18 protein-coding genes are annotated in these 19,217 nt (G+C 59.5%); 7 read left to right on the top strand and 11 right to left on the bottom strand.

Annotated features, from left to right (window positions below):
- Positions 1-2 precede the first annotated feature (2 nt).
- The gene (locus tag JJQ76_RS09655; protein WP_210396603.1) at positions 3-752 is read right to left on the bottom strand and encodes an electron transfer flavoprotein subunit beta/FixA family protein; all 750 of its coding nucleotides are present in this window, start codon (positions 750-752) and stop codon (positions 3-5) included.
- A 242-nt stretch (positions 753-994) separates the two neighbouring features.
- Here JJQ76_RS09655 and JJQ76_RS09650 point away from each other — a divergent pair, with 242 nt between their 5' ends.
- A complete protein-coding gene (locus JJQ76_RS09650) occupies positions 995-2,629 on the top strand; it encodes an electron transfer flavoprotein-ubiquinone oxidoreductase (protein WP_210396755.1) in 1,635 nt (544 codons plus the stop codon).
- A 161-nt stretch (positions 2,630-2,790) separates the two neighbouring features.
- Entirely contained in the window at positions 2,791-4,407 is a 1,617-nt protein-coding gene (locus JJQ76_RS09645) for a sensor histidine kinase (RefSeq protein ID WP_210396602.1), read from the top strand.
- Between the two features lie 332 nt (positions 4,408-4,739).
- On the opposite strand, the gene JJQ76_RS09640 is transcribed toward JJQ76_RS09645, so the two are convergent.
- The 7 genes from JJQ76_RS09640 to JJQ76_RS09610 all read right to left on the bottom strand — a co-directional run bounded on the left by JJQ76_RS09640 (position 4,740) and on the right by JJQ76_RS09610 (position 10,896).
- Positions 4,740-4,925, bottom strand: coding sequence for a hypothetical protein (locus JJQ76_RS09640; protein WP_210396601.1), 186 nt, complete (start codon positions 4,923-4,925; stop codon positions 4,740-4,742).
- 213 nt (positions 4,926-5,138) lie between these two features.
- The gene (locus JJQ76_RS09635; protein ID WP_210396600.1) at positions 5,139-6,650 is read right to left on the bottom strand and encodes a fumarate hydratase; all 1,512 of its coding nucleotides are present in this window, start codon (positions 6,648-6,650) and stop codon (positions 5,139-5,141) included.
- A gap of 115 nt (positions 6,651-6,765) precedes the next feature.
- Positions 6,766-7,617 (bottom strand): prenyltransferase, encoded by an 852-nt coding sequence (locus tag JJQ76_RS09630; protein WP_210396599.1) that lies wholly within the window; start codon positions 7,615-7,617, stop codon positions 6,766-6,768.
- A gap of 20 nt (positions 7,618-7,637) precedes the next feature.
- Positions 7,638-9,020, bottom strand: coding sequence for a prephenate-dependent tRNA uridine(34) hydroxylase TrhP (trhP, locus tag JJQ76_RS09625; RefSeq protein WP_210396598.1), 1,383 nt, complete (start codon positions 9,018-9,020; stop codon positions 7,638-7,640).
- A 13-nt stretch (positions 9,021-9,033) separates the two neighbouring features.
- A complete protein-coding gene (thpR, locus tag JJQ76_RS09620) occupies positions 9,034-9,624 on the bottom strand; it encodes an RNA 2',3'-cyclic phosphodiesterase (RefSeq protein ID WP_210396597.1) in 591 nt (196 codons plus the stop codon).
- 72 nt (positions 9,625-9,696) lie between these two features.
- Complete coding sequence (locus JJQ76_RS09615) at positions 9,697-10,617, bottom strand: hypothetical protein (protein WP_210396596.1); 921 nt, start codon at positions 10,615-10,617, stop codon at positions 9,697-9,699.
- A 33-nt stretch (positions 10,618-10,650) separates the two neighbouring features.
- Positions 10,651-10,896, bottom strand: coding sequence for a TIGR02647 family protein (locus JJQ76_RS09610; RefSeq protein WP_210396595.1), 246 nt, complete (start codon positions 10,894-10,896; stop codon positions 10,651-10,653).
- Positions 10,897-11,154: 258 nt separating this feature from the next.
- Between JJQ76_RS09610 and JJQ76_RS09605 the strand changes: the two genes are divergently transcribed.
- From JJQ76_RS09605 to JJQ76_RS09585, 5 genes are read left to right on the top strand one after another with little or no spacing between them, the layout of a single operon-like run.
- Positions 11,155-13,011, top strand: a complete 1,857-nt coding sequence (locus JJQ76_RS09605) for an NAD(P)H-dependent oxidoreductase subunit E (protein WP_210396594.1) — start codon at positions 11,155-11,157, stop codon at positions 13,009-13,011.
- A complete protein-coding gene (locus JJQ76_RS09600) occupies positions 13,008-13,763 on the top strand; it encodes a 2Fe-2S iron-sulfur cluster-binding protein (protein ID WP_210396593.1) in 756 nt (251 codons plus the stop codon). The genes JJQ76_RS09605 and JJQ76_RS09600 overlap by 4 nt, the downstream gene beginning before the upstream one ends.
- Positions 13,763-14,332, top strand: coding sequence for an NADH-quinone oxidoreductase subunit B family protein (locus tag JJQ76_RS09595; RefSeq protein ID WP_210396592.1), 570 nt, complete (start codon positions 13,763-13,765; stop codon positions 14,330-14,332). The genes JJQ76_RS09600 and JJQ76_RS09595 overlap by 1 nt, the downstream gene beginning before the upstream one ends.
- Before the next feature lie 15 nt (positions 14,333-14,347).
- Complete coding sequence (locus JJQ76_RS09590) at positions 14,348-15,787, top strand: Ni/Fe hydrogenase subunit alpha (RefSeq protein ID WP_210396591.1); 1,440 nt, start codon at positions 14,348-14,350, stop codon at positions 15,785-15,787.
- Complete coding sequence (locus tag JJQ76_RS09585) at positions 15,784-16,257, top strand: hydrogenase maturation protease (protein ID WP_210396590.1); 474 nt, start codon at positions 15,784-15,786, stop codon at positions 16,255-16,257. Before JJQ76_RS09590 ends, JJQ76_RS09585 begins: the two co-directional genes overlap by 4 nt.
- A gap of 115 nt (positions 16,258-16,372) precedes the next feature.
- Here JJQ76_RS09585 and groL read toward each other — a convergent pair whose 3' ends face one another.
- The 3 genes from groL to JJQ76_RS09570 all read right to left on the bottom strand — a co-directional run bounded on the left by groL (position 16,373) and on the right by JJQ76_RS09570 (position 19,126).
- Positions 16,373-18,019 carry a chaperonin GroEL gene (gene groL / locus JJQ76_RS09580; RefSeq protein WP_210396589.1) on the bottom strand — a complete coding sequence of 549 codons (1,647 nt, stop codon included), beginning with the start codon at positions 18,017-18,019 and terminating at the stop codon, positions 16,373-16,375.
- 63 nt (positions 18,020-18,082) lie between these two features.
- The gene (groES, locus tag JJQ76_RS09575; protein WP_210396588.1) at positions 18,083-18,370 is read right to left on the bottom strand and encodes a co-chaperone GroES; all 288 of its coding nucleotides are present in this window, start codon (positions 18,368-18,370) and stop codon (positions 18,083-18,085) included.
- Positions 18,371-18,607: 237 nt separating this feature from the next.
- Positions 18,608-19,126, bottom strand: coding sequence for an FxsA family protein (locus JJQ76_RS09570; RefSeq protein ID WP_210396587.1), 519 nt, complete (start codon positions 19,124-19,126; stop codon positions 18,608-18,610).
- Between the last annotated feature and the right edge of the window lie 91 nt (positions 19,127-19,217).

Genomic DNA, 19,217 nt, shown 5'->3' with positions numbered 1-19,217 from the left:
GATTAAACCACCTTCGCCTCGTTCTTCAGCTTTTCAACCAGCTCGTCAACACTGGCTACCTTGACGCCACCCTGACGCTCGGCCGGTGCTTCCACCTTGAGGGTCTTAAGGCGGGGCGCGACCTCGACGCCGTAATCGGCGGGGGTTTTGGTATCAAGCGGCTTGCGCTTGGCCTTCATGATATTCGGCAGCGACGCGTAGCGTGGCTCGTTGAGACGCAGGTCGGTGGTCACGATCGCCGGCATATTCAGCGACACGGTCTGCAGGCCACCGTCGATCTCGCGGGTCACATCAACGGTGCCCTCACCCAAATTGACTTCAGAAGCAAAGGTACCCTGCGGCATACCGGTCAACGCCCCCAGCATCTGGCCGGTCTGGTTGGCATCGGAATCAATTGACTGCTTACCAAGAATCACCAGCCCCGGCTGTTCCTCATCAACCACCTTGGCCAGCAGCTTGGCAACCGCCAGTGATTCCAGCTCTTCGTCGGTTTCAATCAGGATACCGCGGTCGGCGCCCAGCGCCAGCGCGGTACGAATCTGCTCTTGAGCCGCCTTGGGGCCCATGGACACAACCACGATCTCGTCAGCAGCGCCCTTCTCTTTCAGGCGCACCGCTTCCTCTACCGCGATTTCACAAAAGGGGTTCATCGCCATCTTGACGTTGGCCAGGTCGACACCGGTCTGGTCGCTCTTTACGCGCACCTTGACGTTGTAATCAACGACCCGCTTCACAGCTACTAGAACTTTCATAGAGTCCTCGTTTGTTGTTGTCACCGATAGGAGGTATCGGCCCTTTCCTCCACGCGCTGTTGCGTAATCCAACAGCGCACCAATAGGTAATTTCCCGTAGAAGCTACCAGCGAAATTTACAAAACGCAAATATTTTCTTGCAACAAATTAGGGTATTCCCTAGTATTCAACATCTGACATGCTGCACTCCGGCAGCTCGAACAACATCGATCAAGAGGAGAAGGGTTGTGGAACGCGAAGCTATGGAGTTTGACATCGTCATCGTCGGCGCCGGGCCTGCCGGCCTGTCAGCCGCCTGCCGCTTGATGCAGCAAGCCCAGGAGAAAGAGCAGGAGCTGACCGTCTGCGTGGTCGAAAAAGGCTCCGAAGTCGGCGCCCACATCCTCTCCGGTGCCATTCTGGAACCGCGCGCGCTCAACGAACTTTTCCCCGACTGGAAACAACAGGGCGCACCGCTGGAGACCGAAGTCACCAGCGACGAGATCTACCTGTTCCGCGACGAGACCAAGGCCACCAAAATGCCTAACGCCTTCGTCCCCAAGACCATGCACAACCACGGCAATTACATCATCAGCCTGGGCAACCTCTGCCGCTGGCTGGCAGAGCAAGCCGAAAACCTCGGCGTTGAGATCTTTCCCGGTTTCTCGGCAGCCGAGCTGATCGAAGAAGAGGGCGTGATCAAGGGGATCATCACCGGCGACATGGGCGTCGGCGAAAACGGTGAACCCAAAGACTCCTACATGCCGGGGATGGAGCTGCGCGCCAAATACACCCTGTTTGCCGAGGGCTGCCGCGGCCATCTGGGCAAGCAACTGCTGGAGCGTTTCGAACTGGACAAGGACGCCGACGCCCAGCACTACGGTATCGGCATCAAAGAGCTATGGGATATCGACCCGGCCAAGCACCAGCCCGGTCTGGTCGTTCATGGCGCCGGCTGGCCACTGGAGAAAGGCACCAGTGGCGGCTCCTTCCTGTACCACGCGGAAAACAATCAGGTGGTACTGGGGCTGATTGTTGATCTGAGCTACCAGAACCCCTACCTGAGCCCGTTCGATGAGTTCCAGCGAATGAAACACCACCCGGTATTCAAGCAGTACCTGGAAGGCGGCAAGCGGGTCAGCTACGGTGCTCGCGCCATCACCAAGGGCGGCTTGAACGCGCTGCCGAAGATGAGCTTTCCCGGCGGCCTGTTGATCGGCTGCGATGCCGGCACCCTCAACTTTGCCAAGATCAAGGGTACCCACACCGCCATGAAGAGCGGCATGGTAGCCGCCGAAGTTCTGACCGACGCCCTCGGTGCCGGCGACCAAGGCGGCCACGATTTGCTCGCCTTTGGTGAAGCATTCCAGGCCAGCTGGGCCTATGACGAACTTTACCGGTCGCGCAACTTCGGCCCGGCGCTGCACAAGTGGGGCACCTTTGTCGGCGGCGCATTCAACTACCTCGATCAGAACTGGTTTGGGGGCAAGCTGCCGCTCACCCTGCGCGACAAGACGCCCGATTACGCCCAGCTCAAGGAAGCGTCCCAGTGCCAGCCGATCACCTACCCGAAACCGGATGGCGTGATCAGCTTTGACAAGCTGTCCTCGGTATTCCTCTCCAACACCAACCATGAAGAGGACCAACCCTGCCACCTTAAGCTCAAGGACGCCAGCATTCCGCTGGAGCGCAACCTCAAGCTCTATGCCGAGCCGGCACAGCGCTACTGCCCGGCTGGCGTGTACGAGGTCATCAAAGAAGAGGACGGCAACGAGCGCTTCCAGATCAACTCGCAGAACTGCGTTCACTGCAAAACCTGCGACATCAAGGACCCGTCCCAGAACATCACCTGGGTCACTCCGGAAGGCGCCGGTGGCCCCAACTACCCCAACATGTAAACAGTGCACCGCCACTATCACCAGAGGGCTCACAGAGCCCTCTTTTGTTTCAGGCAGATAATCCCCCGCCCCCCTCGACTGGGCCGCAGTTTGGCGTATAGTTAGTGGGAACCTTCACCCGTGTAGCCCGGCAGGATGCCGGAGTCTTTACAGGTCTGCTTATGCAATCGCTGCTGACTCGTCTGCTTCAGCACCGCCAGAACAATCGCCTCTCCTATCGCCTGCTGGTGTACATCATCATGTGCAGCACCCTGCTGGCCGTTCTCAGCACCGCCTTTCAGCTGTTCTGGGACTACCGCAAGGATGTCGATGACATTGAACACGGGATCCAGTCGATTGAGGCCGGTTACCTCGACTCGCTCGCCTCCAGTCTGTGGAAACTGGACAAGGACCAGATCGCCATCCAGCTCGACGGCATCATGAAGCTGCCGGATATCGCCTATGCGTCTATCACCGAAGTAGTCGCCGGCAAAGAGGAGGCGGTATTCTTTCGCGGCAGTGACGACGGCGAACTGCCGATCCTGCGCGAGTTCGAACTCCATTACCGCGACACATTGGTGGGCAGGCTCACCATCGGTGCCACCCTTAACAACGTCTACGAGCGCCTGCTGCACAAGTTTTTCGTCATCCTCGGCGCCCAGGCGGTCAAAACCTTTCTGGTCTCGATCTGCATCCTGATCATCGTCCACTACATGATTGTTCGTCACCTCAGCACCCTGTCGCGCTACACCCAGCGACTGGACCTGTATAACCTTGATGACGACCTCAAACTCAGCGGCAGCACCTTTCGCAGCCGCACCCCCGACGCCCTCGACCAGCTAGCGGAAACCATCAATCAGATGCGCGCCAACATCAGCAACCAGCTGAAGGAGAAAAAGAAGGCCAAGGACGCGCTGGAAAAGCTTAACGAGGAGCTGGAACAGCGGGTTAAATACCGCACCGCGACCCTCAAAAACACCAATGAACGCTTGAGCAGCGCGCTCGAAGAACTCACCCAAACCCGGGATCAGTTGGTGGAATCGCAAAAGATGGCAGCACTGGGCGAACTGGTGAGCGGCGTCAGCCAGCAACTGGATCAGCCTTTGAGCGATGCACGTCAACAACTGCTGGAGCTGCAGCAGCAGATCCATACCCTGAAAGATCAGCCAACCACCGACCCGGACGGTTTGAAGCGATACCTGCAGCAGCAGGACGAGCTGCTTACTAGACTGGCAGAGGACCTGCACATCTCGGCCGAACTGGTCAGCAGCTTCAAGTTGCTGGCTATCGATGAGCGCAACGAGCAGTCCAAACGCATCCGGCTGCGAGAACTGCTCAGCCAGCGGATCGAGCGTCAGCAAACCGCCATTGATAAGCTGGGCATCACAGTCAAACTGGACTGCGCCGATGACCAGGGACTGATCAGCTACCCCGGCGCCTGGGAACAACTGGTGGATATTCTGCTGGACAACGCAATCACCCATGGCCTCGAGGGAACCGATGCCCCCCAGCTGCGCATTAGTGTAGAGAGCGACCAACAGCAGCTGCGACTGAGCGTGGCGGACAATGGCCGCGGCATTCCGGAAACCATCCTCCCGCGCCTGTTCGACCCCTTTGTCGCGGGCAGCAGCAGCGAAGGCAGCGGCCTCGGCACTCATATTGCCTACAACCTGGTCACCCGGCTGCTAAAAGGCACCATCCGCTGCGACAGCGAGCGTGGCCACGGCAGTCGCTTCGAAATCGAAGTACCGCTGAGGGTGCAAACCCTGCCCGATGACGAAATGGATGACGGCTGGTAGCACGTTTACCCAACAACGGTTTCGACCGATGGCAGCCATCCGTCCACGCGCAGGGTGAGCACCTCCCCCTGTCAGGCCGCAGCTGGCTTGGCAACAACAGCGCGATCAGTTTGCCAAGAGACTCCCCGGCAACGCATACCGAACCAGCCTGACACGACACACTAGGGCATGTGGATACGGCGCGATGAACGCCACCGGCTCACTCGTAGCCGACGCGGCGTGTGACAACCAGCATGGAAACCTCCCGGCGCAGCAGAAGGCGCTGCGGCTCTACCGGACGGGCGGTATAGCGGGGTGCGGCCACGCGTTCAGGGCGATTACGCCACCCGGTGTCAGCGCGGGTTATTGTCGGAGGGTTTGCCAAGCACGATCTGGCGGGGGCCGGCTATCTTCTGCTGGCCGGTCACGCCATTGGGAACCTGCTGGATCTGGCCACCGGCCTTGAGAAAGGCCGCAGTCTGCTCCTTGATCGATTGATGGGTTTCGACCGAGGCTGATTTTTTAGGCTTGCTTGCCATAGGAGGGGGTCCAAGTGAGAGTAGGCCCCCCACTCTAACAGCTTTGCGGGCATGAATCCGGTTTTTAACCCTGCGGGCAGCTGTCGATCCGCCCCGCAACGAAACAGCGCCCGGCTCACCGCCGGCAGTCTTGCCGGGCGGAGAAAACAGGCCGACGGCCCCCTTAAACAAAAAAACGCGGCCGAAGCCGCGCTGTTGAGTCCGCCGCAGGGATTACACCTGCTTGGCGGCGATCTTTTCCTGCCAGATCTGCGGGCCGGTGATGTGGGCGGATTCGCCTTTGCTATCCACCGCCACGGTGACCGGCATATCCTGCACTTCAAACTCGTAGATCGCTTCCATACCCAGCTCGGGGAAGGCGATGGTCTTGGAGGACTTGATCGCCTTGGATACCAGATACGCCGCACCGCCGACCGCCATCAGATAAACCGACTTGTTGTCCTTGATCGCATCGATAGCCACCGGACCCCGCTCGGCTTTGCCGATCATCCCCATCAGGCCGGTCTGCTCCAGCACCTGACGGGTAAACTTGTCCATCCGCGTTGCGGTAGTGGGGCCTGCTGGGCCAACCACTTCGTCACGGACCGGATCTACCGGGCCCACGTAGTAGATAAAGCGCCCTTTGAGGTCCACCGGCAGGGTTTCACCGGCATCCAGCATGCCGCAGAGTTTTTTGTGGGCGGCGTCACGACCGGTCAGCATCTTGCCGTTCAGCAGCAGGGTATCGCCGGTCTTCCAGGTTTCGATCTCTTCCTGGGTTACGGTGTCGAGGTTAACCCGCTTGGTGGTCGGCCCCACTTCAAAGGTCACTTCCGGCCAGTCGCTCAGGGACGGCGGTGTTTGCAGCGCAGGACCGTCACCTTTCAGGGTGAAGTGCGCATGACGGGTCGCGGCGCAGTTGGGGATCATGCATACCGGTAGAGAGGCCGCATGAGTGGGGTAATCCTTGATCTTGATATCCAGCACGGTGGTCAGGCCGCCCAAACCCTGAGCACCGATACCCAACTGGTTAACCTTTTCGAACAGCTCCAGCCGCAGCTCTTCCACCGCGTTCTGGGGACCACGTTCTTTCAGCTCGTGGATATCAATGGGGTCCATCAGTGACTCTTTTGCCAGCACCGCGGCTTTCTCGGCAGTACCGCCGATACCGATACCCAGCATGCCCGGCGGACACCAGCCGGCCCCCATGGTGGGGACGGTCTTCAGCACCCAGTCGACGATAGAGTCGGAGGGGTTCAGCATCACCATCTTGGATTTGTTCTCGGAACCGCCACCCTTGGCCGCTACCTGCACGTCCACCTCGTCACCCGGGACCACGGACATGTGGATCACCGCCGGGGTGTTGTCCTTGGTGTTCTGACGCTTGCCGGCCGGATCCGCCAGCACTGAGGCGCGCAGCACGTTATCCGGGTGCATGTAGGCACGGCGCACGCCTTCGTTGATCATATCTTCAACGCTCATGGTGGCGTCGTCCCAGCGCACGTTCATACCGATCTTGACGAACACGGTGACGATACCGGTGTCCTGACACAGGGGACGATGACCCTCGGCGCTCATGCGGGAGTTGATCAGAATCTGCGCCATGGCGTCTTTGGCCGCCTGGGACTCTTCCTTCAGATAGGCTTCGTGAACCGCTTGTACAAAGTCCACCGGGTGATAGTAGGAAATAAACTGCAGCGCATCGGCAACGCTGTCGATCAGATCATCTTGGCGAATAACGGTCATGCTTCGATCTTCTCCTGTCGAGGTGAGTCCAGGCCGCTCTGCGGCGGGCAGTGGGGCGAAATTATACACCAATAATTCCCGACCGCGTTTGTGCCTTTGTCTAACCCCGGAGCGGCTAAGGCTGGAGCGAAGCCGCAATATAAAGGACGCCGGTCAGCGCCATGAAACGACCGGTCAGCGGGGTGAGCGCGATCCGTTCAGCAGCCTCTGCACGGGTCAGCCTGATCAGCGCAGGCACCAGCAGCAGCACCGGCAGCAGCAACCAGACCCGCTCCAGCTGCCCAGCCAAGGCCATCGCCAACGGCAGCAACAGGCTGGCGCCCAGCAGCGATAAATAGATCGACCGCCCGACCTCGTAGCCCCAGCGCACGCAGAGGGTGCGAATGCCTCGCTCGCTGTCCTCTTCCCAATCACGCAGCTCGTTGCTCAGCAGCAACAGCGCGGTCAGACAGGCCACCGGCAACGAACGCCACCATAGATCATCACGCCAGCTACCGGCCACCGCCAGATAGGCCCCGCAGACCATCAGTACGCCCATCAACCAGAACACCAGCGGCACGCCCAGACCACGGCGCTTGTAGTTGATCGGCTCCTGAGTGTAACCAATGGCGCCCACCAGACCGATCAGCGCCAACAGCAACAGCGGCCAACCGGCGTGCCACAGCAGCGGCAGTGCCAGCAGCCCCACCACCACAAACAGGCCCAGCCCGATGCGGTGGTTGCGCCGGATGCACGCCGCCGCCTGTTCACCCTGCACGCTCGCCGGCAGCAGGTGCAGGTCACTGTGATCATTGATCAGGTTGACACCGGATTGCAGCAGCACCCCCGCCAGCAATGTCACCGCTGCCGCCCACAACGGCCCGCTATCAGCCAGTGCCAGTGCGATACCCAGACCACAGGAGATCAGCGCCACCACCAATGAAAAGGGGCGCAACGCGCGGGAAAAACGGTAACGGGCGACATCCATATCGCGGCAGATTCCTTCCATCAACCTTTGGGGGCGTTGCCGAGGTCACGCATCAGCAGCGCATGGCTCATATCCGCCTCCAGTGGCAGCGGAATCCGCACCACATGGCCGTTGCCGGGCGCGGCATCCACCACCTGTCCCTTACGGTTGATCATCTCGTCAAGACGGAAGCGGCGGTTACCCTGAGGGGTCATCAGCTCCAGGGTGTCGCCCTTCTCAAAGCGGTTCTTGACGTCGATCTCCAACATGCCGTCGTTGAGGCCGATTACCTCACCCACGAACTGCTGGTGCACGCCGACCGAATTGCCGGTCTGGTAGTTCTGGTACTCGTCATGCACGTGACGGCGGTAGAAGCCCTCTGTGTAACCGCGGTTGGCCAGATTCTCCAGCACATCCATCAGCCCCTTGTCGAAGGGACGACCTGCGGCGGCATCGTCGATCGCCTTGCGGTAAACCTGAGCCGTGCGGGCCACGTAATAGTGGGACTTGGTGCGCCCTTCGATTTTGAGCGAATGCACACCCATCTTGGTGAGCCGCTCCACATGCTGAATGGCACGCAGATCCTTGGAGTTCATGATGTAGGTACCGTGCTCATCCTCGAACGCCGGCATGTACTCGCCGGGGCGGGTCTGCTCCTGCAACAGAAAGATCTTGTCGGTGGGTTTGCCCTCACCCAGTTGCGGTCTGCTTTCATCGGTAGCCGGATCGAACGGCTGCACCGGCGCAGAGCCCTCAGCAGATAGCGAGCTCTCAGCAGGCACCAGGTCACCGGAGGCATCCTCTTTGGCTTCATGAGCATCGTACTTCCAGCGGCAGGCATTGGTGCAGGTACCCTGATTGGGATCGCGGTGATTGATATAACCGGACAACAGACAACGTCCGGAATAGGCGATACAGAGCGCGCCGTGAACAAACACCTCCAGCTCCATCTCAGGGCAGCGCTGGCGGATCTCTTCAATCTCATCCAGTGACAGCTCCCGCGACAGGATCACCCGCTCGACCCCGACACTGTACCAGAACTTTACCGTGGCCCAGTTCATCGCATTGGCCTGCACCGACAGATGAATTGGCACTTCCGGCCAGCGCTCGCGCACCAGCATGATCAACCCCGGATCGGACATGATCAGCGCATCCGGTCCCATGGCGATCACCGGCTCCATATCCGCCAGATAGGTGGTGAGTTTGCTATTGTGGGGCATGATGTTGCTGGCCAGATAGAACTTGCGGTTTTGCGCGTGAGCTTCGGCGATACCGGTGGCCAGGTTTTCCAGCTTGAAGTCGTTGTTGCGTACACGCAGGCTGTACCGCGGCTGCCCGGCGTAGACCGCATCGGCACCGTAAGCAAAAGCGTAACGCATATTCTTCAGTGTCCCCGCAGGGGACAGCAGTTCGGGTGTAAACATGGGGAGTCTCGGATTACTTCTGCGTGGCCGTAAGCAACGGCGATTCAACCCCGTGCTCCAGCCGAATATCAAACAAGGGGGTATAGACCGATCCTTTGGCCCCCGGCTTACTCTGGTACAGCACCACCGCGTCGGCGCACATGGGCTGATTCAGCGCCGGCCATAGATCCGGTGCCGCAAAAGGCGCCTCCGGGCTCAAACGGCCAAGGGTAACATGAGGGGTGAAATCGCGATCTTTAACCACGATGCCAGCGTCGTTGACCAGCTCCACCATCCGCTGCTGCAACGCCAGCAACTCCGGCCGGCTTTCGGTCAATGCCGCCAGCAGGCTGAGGCGATCATTGACCTGAAAGTACTCGGCCCGGTCCAGGGTCAGCTGAAACACCGGCCAGCCCCGCAACTGCTCCAGCACCCGCTGCTCCAGCGCCACCACCTGATCCAGAGTAATCTCACCGAGAAAGCACAGGGTCAGGTGGTAACTATCGGCATCGGTCCAGTTCACCACCCCGTGGTCATCCAGCACACTGAGGGTATCAGCGTGATCGGCCAAACGGCGGGTGACCGCGGGTTTCAGCGGAATCGCAAAAAAAGAACGAATGGTCATCGCGGTAGGGCGGGCACCGTAAGCTTGAGCAGGCCCGTCATTTTTTCACCTGTACAAAAAACATTCAACCCCTCAGGATGCAGGCTTATTGGGAATCTGCAGCTGCACGTCGTTAATCCGTTCACGCAGGCGCAAAACCTCTTGATTGATCTGCTTGCGGAACGCATTGATCGATTCGATCGAACGTCCCTGCTCTTCCAGTTGTGCCGCCGCTTTGGCGGGTAACTGCGGATTCTTTTTCAGCGCAGCCAGCTGCTCACTGAGCTGCTTAAGCTGCGCATCCTGCAGTTCATCCAGCTCCTGGTTAGCCTGATCACGCAGCCGCAGTTGCTCGCTCTGTTGGCGCCGGGCATCCTGCTGCTGGGCTTGCGCCACGGTCAGCTCATTAAGCTGTTTGCCGGTCGACGCCAACACCTTGCCACTTTGCTCGACCTGAGTCGCGACTGCACCAACACGCTTATCCACGGAAGCGAGCTGCTTGTCGATTCCCGCGACGCTTTTTTCCAGCTCTTCAATCTTGGGGCGGTTACGCTGGTGTGCCACGGTCCACAACTTGGCTATTTCCGAATCTACATGCGCAATCCGCCCCTCCTGCTGCTGCAGAATCTTCTTCACCTGGGCCTGCAACGCTGCACCGGATTTCGATGCATTTTCATCGGTGGTGCTGATCAGGGCTTCAAGGGCGGCAATTTTGCCGTCAGCTATCTGTTGTTGCTGCTGCATGCCAAGCAGCTGGGACTGCAGCAGGGTTGCCCGCTGTTGACTCCAGAAACCGAAACCCGTGGCTGCCACTATTACCAGCAGCAACATCAGATAGATAAACCCGTGGCCGTGACCGCTGGCACGTGGGGCGGATGGCGGACGCGGCGCCTTGGGGGCCTCGGGTATCGGCTTGGGTTTGGCGGCCGGTTTCGGCTTTACCCGCGGCTCATCCAGTTCGTCCCGTGCGGGCCCCAGATTGGGTACCTCACCGATATCGTCGTCCCGTACCATAGCGTCCTCTATATGTGATTGATAATTGGCGGTCTAGTCCTGCACACCCAGCAATGCCAAAGCGCGCTCCAACGCCTGGGCGGCCTCAACGCCGCGGTCGGTAAGGTAGCCACCATCCGCCTGGCTGACCATCCCCTTGTCAAACAAACGCTCGGAGGCGGCGATAACGTCAGCCGGTGCATCATGATGCACTTTGATCCCGCTTTGCAGCGAGTCCAGATCGTAGCGTGCCAGAAATTCCAGTTCGGCGATGGTTTCAGCGGCAAAGCGTTTCACCATGGGAAATCCTCCTAAGCGATGGTTAGCGAAGCATAACCAGCTTCCCGATGCAGCACCAGCGCTAACTGCCGCTACCCGCGCCAGGAGCCGGTGGTCCGCCATGGGAAGAGACTTCCTGTGAGCAAAATCTTCTCCGGCCGCGGCGCCAATCAATCCAAATTACCCTACGCTTAATAATGACATTAATGAGTCATTGGTTTGAGTCGATGGCGAGCACAGTTGCGACATCGGTCGCCAAGGAAACACTACGGAGGGGTTATGGATGACCAGACTCGGATTGTGAACCAGGCCTGTCAGCGGGTTGGTAACGATCGCCTGCGACTGATGGACATCCTGCTCGACGTACAGCGCGAACTGCGCTGCATCGATCACCGTTCAATCGCCCAGATTGCTCAGCAACTGAACTGTGCCCGAATAGAGGTCGAAGAGGTTGCCAGCTTCTACAGTTTTTTTTCGAGCCCGCGCAAGGGCGACATAGCCATCCGCCTGTGTGACGATATTGTCGACCGCTTTCAGGGAATGCCCGCGATTGCCCGTGCGTTCGAGCAACAACTCGGCATCCGCATGGGTGAAACCAGCGCCGATGGGACTTTTTCGCTCGACTGGACGCCCTGTATCGGACTCAGCGACCAAGCCCCCGCCGCATTGATCAACGACACCCCCGTCACCCGCCTGACTCCCCAGCGGGTGGTGGAGATCATCGCTGAACTCCGCCATCATGGCGACCCGGCAAAACTGAATACGGCTGCCGGCGAGGGCAACAACGCACACCCGCAGATCGCTGTCGAGGTGCACAATCAGATCCGCCATCGCGGTGCAGTACTCCTCAACGACGCGCCTGCCGACGCCGGCCTTGATGTGGCACTGACGCTGAATAGCGACGCCATTCTGCAACGGATCGAGGATTCACAGCTACGCGGCCGCGGCGGGGCCGGATTCCCCACCGGCCGCAAGTGGCGCACCGCCGCCAACACGATTGCCGAACAGCGCTATATCTTCTGCAACGCCGATGAAGGCGAACCCGGGACCTTCAAGGATCGCGTGCTGCTCACCGAACACGCCGAACTGATGATCGAGGGGATGACCATCGCAGCCCTCGCCGTCGGGGCCGCGCACGGCATTATCTATCTTCGTGGTGAATACAGCTACCTCAAGCAGCATCTGGAATCGGTGCTGTCACAACGGCGACAGCAACACCGCCTTGGGTGCAGCATCGGCGGCCGTCCGGGATTTGATTTTGATATCCGCCTGCAACTGGGTGCCGGCGCCTACATGTGTGGTGAAGAGAGCGCCTTGATCAGCTCCTGCGAAGGCCAGCGCGGCGAGCCCAAGACCCGCCCACCCTTTACCGCTGAGCGTGGCTATCTGGGCTACCCCTCGGTGGTCGATAACGTTGAGACTTTCTGCTGCGCCGCTCGTATTCTGACCCGGGGTGCCGCCTGGTTCCGGGGCTTCGGTACCGCCGCCAGTGCGGGAACCAAGCTATTCAGCATCTGCGGCGACTGCGACCGACCCGGTATCTACGAGCTGCCCTTCGGCGTCACCGTCGACGAATTGCTCATCGCCGCCGGCGCCCGAGACCCTGCCGCCGTTCTGGTCGGAGGCCCCAGCGGAGAGCTGATCAGCCAGACCGCCTTTGAACGCCGGATCTGCTTTGAAGACCTCTCCACCGCAGGCGCGGTGGTGGTGTTCAACGATCGCCGCAACATCCTCGAGATCGTCGAGTACTACATGGCGTTCTTCGTCGAGGAGAGCTGCGGTTACTGCACCCCCTGCCGCGTAGGCAACGTATTTCTGCATGAACGGATCAGCAAGGTACGGCAGGGGTTGGCCTCGCCGCAGGACCTCGCGTATCTGCAGGAACTGGGCGACACCATCGCAAAAACCAGCCGCTGCGGCTTGGGCCAGACTTCACCCAACCCTATCCTGTCGAGCTTGCAGAATTTTCCGCTCGTCTACTCGGCGCTGGTAAAGGAGCGCGACGATGGCTGGCAGGCAGGATTCGATATTCAACGGGCACTGGAGGAATCTCGTCGCTTGGCCAAACGACGCTCCTTCATCTACGACCCGAGCTACAGCGACAGCACCAATAGCGACAAGGAGGCCCCGGCATGAACACACCGATCCGCTTTCAGATCGACGGCGTCGAAGTTCTGGCCGAGCCGGGACAATCTATCATGCAAGCGGCCGATGCCGCCGGCATATACATCCCCCGCCTCTGTGACGTCGAGGGGTTGGAGCCGCAGGGCAGCTGCCGGGTCTGTACGGTCAAAGTCAACGGGCGCACCGCAGCCGCCTGCACCCAGCCGGCTGCGGCCGACATCGAGGTCGAGAACGACACGCTGGAGCTGACCAACTATCGCCGCGACCTGGTCCGAATGCTGTTCCACGAAGGCAACCATCTGTGTCCCATCTGCGAAGCCAGCGGGCGCTGTGAGCTGCAAGCGATGGGCTACCGCCTGGGTATCAGTCAGCCAACCAAATACCCCTACCTGCAGCCGGCCAGACCAGTGGATGCCAGCCACCCCGACATCGTCCTCGATACCAACCGCTGTATCCGCTGCGGACGCTGCATTCGCGCTTCACGTGATATCGATGGCAAGTCGGTGTTCGGCTATGTGGGCCGCGGCATTGATAAAAAAGTGGGGGTCAACGGTGACAACCTGCTGGCCACCGATGCCAGCATTGATGACTGCGCCATCGCACTGGAAACCTGCCCCGTGGGCTGCATCATTCAGAAAGGGATGGGGTTCTACAAACCGATAGGCGAACGCAGCTTCGACCACCAGCCGATAGGGTCGAACATCGAGGGCAACCGCAGTGGCGCCGCCCATCGTGAGGAAACCTGGCGCCAAGGAGAGGAGTGATGGCAGAGCAACATAAAAAACGGATCGCCACCGCATCGCTGGCCGGCTGCTTTGGCTGCCACATGTCACTGCTGGATATCGACGAGCGGATACTGGACCTGATAGAACTGGTCGAATTCGATCGATCCCCGCTCAACGACCTCAAGCGCTTTACCCGGCGCTGCGATATCGGCCTGATCGAAGGCGGCTGCTGCAATGAAGAGAACGTGCATACGCTGCGCGACTTTCGCAGCAACTGCGACGTATTGGTAGCGATCGGCCAGTGCGCCGTGATGGGCGGATTACCGGTAATGCGCAACGCCATCATGCACTCGGATGACCCGCTCAAGGAATGCTTCGACGAGGCATATATCGACAGCCCTTACCTGTATAACCCCAGCCACCAGATTCCCAACGATCCGGCACTGCCGCTGATTCTGGACAAAGTGTACACCTGCGTGGATGTGGTGCGGGTGGACTACCAGATTCCGGGTTGCCCACCATCCGGCGACACCCTTTGGCAAACGCTGGTGGCGCTGATCAACAACCGCCCCGCCGATCTGCCCTACGAACTGATCAAATATGACTGAAGGCCGGAGTACCCCATGAGCAAACGCGTGATAGAGATCGATCCCGTCACCCGGGTAGAGGGCCACGGCAAGGTCACCATTCACCTCAACGAGCAGAATCAGGTCGATGAAGCGCGCCTGCATATCGTCGAGTTTCGCGGTTTTGAACGCTTCATCCGCGGACGCCTGTTGTGGGAAGTACCGGTGATCGTGCAACGGCTGTGCGGCATCTGTCCGGTCAGCCATCATCTGGCGGCCGCAAAAGCGATGGACATCATTGTCGGCGCTGATCGACTGACACCCACCGCAGAAAAGATGCGCCGGCTGATGCATTACGGTCAGGTGATGCAGAGCCACGTGCTGCACTTCTTTCATCTCTGCTCCCCCGACCTGCTGTTCGGCTTCGATGCCGATCCCAGCCAACGCAACATCTTTGGCGTTATCAATGCATTCCCGGATCTGGCCCGGCAGGCGGTAATGATGCGCAAGTTCGGCCAGGAGGTGATCCGGGTAACCGCTGGCAAGAAGATCCACGGCACCGGCGCCATTCCCGGCGGCATCAACAAAAGCCTCTCCCTGACTGAACGTGATGCACTGCTGAAGGATATCGACCAGATGCTCAGCTGGAGTCAGGGAGCGCTGAAGATCGCCCGCGACTACTCCCTCGACAATCTCGAGCTGGTTCAACATTTTGCCACCTTCCCCTCCAGCCACATGTCGCTGGTGCGTGAAGACGGGGCCCTTGACCTCTACCACGGCAACCTGCGCGCCATTGATGCCGCCGGCAATCCGATCTTCGACCAGCTCGACTATCAGGGGTACCACCAGCAACTGGTCGAGGAGGTACGTGCCTGGTCCTACATGAAGTTCCCCTTTATCAAAAGCCGCGGCCATCTTGACGGCTGGTACCGGGTCGGCCCGCTTTCGCGGATGAACACCGCCGGATTTATCGACACTCCGGAGGCGGGTAACGCTCACCGTGAGCTCAAGGCGCTCACGCAGGGCCAGCCCAATCCCATGACCCTGGCCAATCACTGGGCACGTATGATCGAGGTCATGCATTGCGTCGAGAAGATCCGCGACCTGCTGCATGACGACGACCTGCAGGGGAAAGATCTGGTCGTCAAGGGCGAACGCCGCGAGGAGGGTGTCGGCGTAATTGAAGCACCGCGCGGAACTCTGATCCACCACTACAAAGTGGATGCCAACGATCAGGTCCGGTTCTGCAACCTGATTGTCTCCACCACCCACAATAACGAGGGGATGAATCGTGCCGTGGCGGCCGTGGCCAAGCAGTACATCTCGGGCGAACCGAGAGTGACCGAAGGCATGCTGAATCACGTCGAAGTCGCGATTCGTGCCTACGACCCCTGCCTCTCCTGCGCCACCCATGCGTTGGGCCAGATGCCGCTGGAGATCGAGCTCGTCGATGCCTCAGGGCAACTCATCGATCGACGGGAGCAGAACAGGCGATGACCGCCAGCGCGGAGTTGAAAAACCGGGTGCTGGTCTTCGGCTACGGTAATCCGGGCCGCCAGGACGACGGCCTCGGGCCGGCGTTGATCGAGGCTCTCGAGCAGGATCCGCCATCTGGCGTGCAACTGGAGTCGGATTACCAGCTGAGCGTGGAGAACGCCTGGGACCTATCCCGGCACCCGCAGGTAATTCTGGTCGACGCCACCGTCGATGGTGACGCCCCGTTTTACTTTCAGCCACTGAGCGCATCGGCAACGATGAGCTTCAGCACCCATTCGGTCTCTCCCGGCGCGGTGTTGCAACTGGCTAGAACCCTGTTTCAGGCCGAACCACAGGTTTACCTGCTCGGCATTCGCGGCTACCAGTTCGCCCATATCGCCGAAGGTTTAACGCCTCAAGCGGCGGAGAACTGCCGTGCAGCGGAGCGCTTCTTGCGCTCTTTTCTGGCGGACGCCGGAGTAACAACCTGAACCTGACCCCGAATCACGCCAGCGCAGAACAGGCATCTGCCACAACTCGCTGCCCCCCTCAGAACGAAAAACCCCGGCCGAGGCCGGGGTTTCAAAGGGTCAGGGACCGGGCTGATTACATCATGCCCATGCCGCCCATGCCGCCCATGCCGCCCATGTCAGGCATGGCCGGGGCCGCGCTCTCTTCCGGGTGCTCGGCAACCATCGCTTCGGTGGTGATCATCAGACCCGCAACGGAAGCGGCCGCCTGCAGCGCAGAACGGGTTACTTTCGCCGGATCCAGGATACCCATTTCGATCATGTCGCCGTACTCACCGGTCGCCGCGTTGTAGCCGTAGTTACCTTTGCCTTCAGCAACATTGGCCAGAACTACAGAGGCTTCGTCACCGGCGTTGGCAACGATCTGACGCAGCGGCGCTTCCATGGCACGGAAGGCCAGCTTGATGCCCACGGTCTGGTCGTGGTTGTCACCTTCCAGCGCACCAACGGTCTGCAGCGCACGAACCAGCGCGACACCGCCACCGGCAACCACACCTTCTTCAACCGCAGCGCGGGTAGAATGCAGCGCGTCTTCAACGCGGGCTTTCTTCTCTTTCATTTCAACTTCAGTCGCCGCACCGACCTTGATCACGGCAACACCGCCAGCCAGCTTGGCCACGCGCTCTTGCAGCTTCTCACGGTCGTAGTCGGAAGAGGTTTCAGCGATCTGGGCGCGAATCTGGCCGACGCGTGCTTCAATCGCAGCGTGCTCGCCCACACCGTCAACCACAGTGGTGTTCTCTTTGGTGATCTGAACCTTCTTCGCCTGGCCCAGATGCTCGATGGTCGCGCCTTCCAGAGTCAGGCCAACCTCTTCAGAGATTACGGTACCGCCGGTGAGGATAGCGATATCTTCCAGCATCGCCTTACGACGATCGCCGAAGCCCGGTGCTTTAACCGCAGCCACCTTAACGATACCGCGCATGTTGTTAACAACCAGTGTTGCCAGCGCTTCGCCTTCAACATCTTCAGCGATGATCAGCAGCGGCGCAGAAGATTTAGCAACGGCTTCCAGAACCGGCAGCAACTCGCGGATGTTGGAAACTTTCTTGTCGACCAGCAGGATATAAGGGCTTTCCAGCTCGACAGACATGTTCTCCTGCTTGTTGATGAAGTAGGGGGACAGGTAACCGCGATCGAACTGCATACCTTCAACCACATCCAGCTCGTTCTCGAGACCGGAACCTTCTTCAACGGTGATAACACCCTCTTTGCCGACCTTTTCCATCGCCTGGGCGATGATGTCACCCACCTGGGTGTCGCTGTTGGCAGAGATGGTGCCTACCTGGGCAATCGCCTTGGAATCGGCACAGGGGGTGGCCATTTTCTGCAGTTCAGCAACCACCGCAGCGGAGGCCTTGTCGATACCACGCTTGAGGTCCATCGGGTTCATACCCGCGGCAACGGACTTCAGGCCTTCGGTCACGATCGCCTGCGCCAGTACGGTGGCGGTGGTCGTCCCGTCGCCAGCCACATCGTTGGCCTGGGACGCTACTTCCTTAACCATCTGTGCGCCCATGTTCTCGAACTTGTCTTTCAGTTCGATCTCTTTAGCAACAGACACACCGTCTTTGGTGATGGTCGGCGCGCCGAAGGACTTTTCCAGTACCACGTTGCGACCTTTCGGACCCAGAGTCGCTTTTACCGCGTCAGCCAGTACGTTGACGCCTTTGAGCATTTTGGAGCGCGCGGAATCGCCGAATTTTACGTCTTTTGCAGCCATTGTTATCGAATCCTATTGCTTAAATTCTTGAATGAATAACGGGGTTGGGAATAAGCGCAGCGCTTACTCGACCACACCCAGGATGTCGGTTTCGCTCATGATCAGCAGCTCTTCACCGTCAACCTTGACAGTGCTACCCGCGTACTGACCGAACAGTACGGTATCGCCCGCTTTAACGTCCATCGGCTGAACTTCACCGTTTTGCAGAATACGGCCTTTACCAACGGCGATCACTTCACCCTGGTTGGGCTTCTCAGCCGCGGAACCCGGAAGCACGATACCGGATGCGGTAGTGGTTTCTTCCTCTTTGCGACGAACAACAACACGATCGTGAAGTGGACGAATGCTCATGTGAGTCTCTCTCCTGATAATAAAATACAGTCTTGTTTGACTTAGCCTGTATCGGGCGGGGAATGCCCCGCGCCCGGCTGAACAGGAAAATGGGGCCGGCTGAATCGAATTCAACCGCCATGGAGAAAAAAAACGGACTTTTTTTTCCTGGATGGGGTAATCAGGCACTGAACCGGCCCTGCCACGCCTTCAGCCACCAAGCGTGGCCAGCGCTGCGTGGTGTTTCCGCCCATCTGCTCAGTCCTCGCGGCGGTACTCACCGTCGATCACGTCACCACCATCAGAAGAGCGACCTGAGCCGTGGCGCCCGGGCCTGGAGCGAAACGGACCGGCATCGTGGCCGCTGGCTGAATCGCGGAAGGGCCCCTCATGCTCGCGCCCCCCTTGCATCTGGCCATTGACCATCACCACCGACCGTTTCTGCAACTCTTTGACGATGCGATTGCGCAACACCGGAATCAGACAGCTGAAGCCGATAGCGTCGGTGACGAATCCGGGAGTCACCAACAACGCCCCGCCCACTGCGAGAATCAACCCTTCGACCATCTCTTTGGCCGGAATCTCACCGCTATCCATGCGACTGCGAGCACGCAGCAGGGTAGACAATCCCTGTTGGCGCAACATGTTGACCCCAATAAAGGCAGACAGCAGCACCAGGCCAATCGTATACCAGGCACCAATCGCCTGCCCGACCTGAATCAGGATGACAATCTCTGTCAGCGGCAGCACCACGAACAGCACGAACAAAAAAGGCATAGTTTCTCCCGCAACCGCACACAGGAAGACCGCGCGGTAAGGCTTTACCACCGGAAACGACCCGTGACCGGCTCGTTTCCGAGCTCTCAGA

Origin of the sequence: Motiliproteus sediminis (genome assembly GCF_017912535.1) — a bacterium.
GTDB classification, from domain to species: domain Bacteria; phylum Pseudomonadota; class Gammaproteobacteria; order Pseudomonadales; family Balneatricaceae; genus Motiliproteus; species Motiliproteus sediminis.
The sequence above is the reverse complement of the archived record's forward strand: the minus strand, read 5'-3'. Positions and strand labels throughout refer to the sequence as shown.